This is a genomic window from Streptomyces sp. NPDC060194 (genome assembly GCF_042728285.1).
In the GTDB taxonomy this organism is placed as follows: Bacteria; Actinomycetota; Actinomycetes; order Streptomycetales; family Streptomycetaceae; genus Streptomyces.
In genome coordinates, this window is the sequence record NZ_JBHWZH010000294.1 from 1 (window position 1) to 1,763 (window position 1,763).

Genomic DNA, 1,763 nt, shown 5'->3' on the forward strand with positions numbered 1-1,763 from the left:
CCACGGCTTTCGCCGCCGTTTACCGCGCGCACGCCACCACCCCCCGCTCAAGACGGGGCACCGACCCCGCCGCTGACCGCCCGGCCGCCGCACGACGACGAGCTCCCGCAGGAGGACGACGAACCGCACGAGGACGACGAACCGCAGGACGACGACGAACCGCTGGACGATCCGTCGCCCCCGCCGGCCCACCCGCCCGACCTCCGGCTCCGCGCCGGCCGCGAGGACCGCCGCGACGAACCCGCGATCAGGGTGATCGCCAGCATGACCCCCAGCCCCACCACCCCGAAGACGACCGCGACCTCTACTCCGCTCAATGACGCCAACATGGCGTCCCCCCTTCTCCCGTCACCCCGGGCCGCCTGTCGCGCCCGAGGTGACGGGGTGATGCCCGACCCGGCCCACCCCCCAATCCGGAGTTGAGCAACTCCAGAGCTTCGACGCCGGCGGGTGCGCGCGACCCCAGCCCGGATGACCGCGCGGTGCGGGATCGGCCAGGATGGAACGCGGACGCGACGCGCACCCGAGTGAGGACGGTGGAGACATGGGCGGCAGGCCGCTGCTGAACCGCAGGCTGGACGGGCTCGGAACGACGATCTTCGCGGAGATGTCGGCGCTCGCGACGGCGACCGGCGCGATCAACCTGGGACAGGGCTTCCCGGACACCGACGGCCCGGAGGCCGTCCGCGAGGCCGCCGTCCGCGCGCTGCGCGACGGCCGGGGCAACCAGTACCCGCCGGGCCCGGGCGTCCCGGAGCTGCGCACCGCGATCGCCGAGCACCAGCAGCGCTTCTACGGCCTCACCGTCGACCCGGACACCGAGGTCCTGGTGACCGTCGGCGCCACCGAGGCCGTCGCCGCCGCGCTGCTCGCCCTGGTCGAGCCCGGCGACGAGGTCGTCGCGCTGGAGCCCTACTACGACTCCTACGCGGCCTGTATAGCCATGGCCGGCGGCACCCGGGTCCCCGTCACGCTCCGCGCCGACCCCGCCTCCGCCACCTTCCGGCTCGACCTCGACGAACTCCGCGCCGCCGTCACCCCGCGCACCCGGCTGCTCCTGGTGAACACCCCGCACAACCCCACCGGCACCGTCCTGACCCGCGAGGAGCTGGCCGCAATCGCCGAGCTCGCCGTCGAACGGGACCTCCTCGTCGTCACCGACGAGGTCTACGAGCACCTCGTGTTCGACGACGCCGAGCACCACCCCCTCGCCGGCTTCCCCGGCATGCGCGAGCGGACGCTCACCGTCTCCAGCGCCGGCAAGACGTTCTCGTTCACCGGCTGGAAGGTCGGGTGGGCCACCGGGCGCCCGGAGCTGATCGCCGCCGTCCGCACCGCCAAGCAGTACCTCACGTACGTGGGCTCCGGCCCGTTCCAGTACGCCGCCGCGGAGGCGCTGCGGCTGCCCGACTCCTACTTCGACGGGCTGCGCGCCGACCTCACCGCCAAGCGCGACCTGCTCTCCGCAGGCCTCGCCGACGCCGGCTTCACCGTCTACCGCCCCCGGGGCACCTACTTCGTGACGGCCGACATCCGCCCCCTCGGCTTCGACGACGGCTTCGCCTTCTGCCGCGCCCTCCCCGAACGCGCCGGCGTCGTCGCCATCCCCCACGCCGTCTTCTACGACCACCGCGAGACCGGCGCCCCCTACGTCCGCTTCGCCTTCTGCAAGCGGGACGAGGTGCTCCGGGAGGCCGCCGGCCGCCTGCGCAAGCTGGGCTGAGCACCGGACGCGCGCCGCGGGACGCGCGAGGGCCCGGCGC

1 protein-coding gene is annotated in these 1,763 nt (G+C 74.3%); it reads left to right on the forward strand.

Features of this window, described 5'->3' with window-relative positions:
- The first annotated feature begins 544 nt into the window (after positions 1 to 544).
- Positions 545 to 1,723 carry a pyridoxal phosphate-dependent aminotransferase gene (locus ACFWEG_RS29000; RefSeq protein WP_387221091.1) on the forward strand — a complete coding sequence of 393 codons (1,179 nt, stop codon included), beginning with the start codon at positions 545 to 547 and terminating at the stop codon, positions 1,721 to 1,723.
- Positions 1,724 to 1,763: the final 40 nt, after the last annotated feature.

Bases quoted from the DNA above. Each gene is read 5' to 3' on its own strand.
- ACFWEG_RS29000 (WP_387221091.1), top strand. From the start codon at position 545: ATGGGCGGCAGGCCGCTGCTGAACCGCAGGCTGGACGGGCTCGGAACG.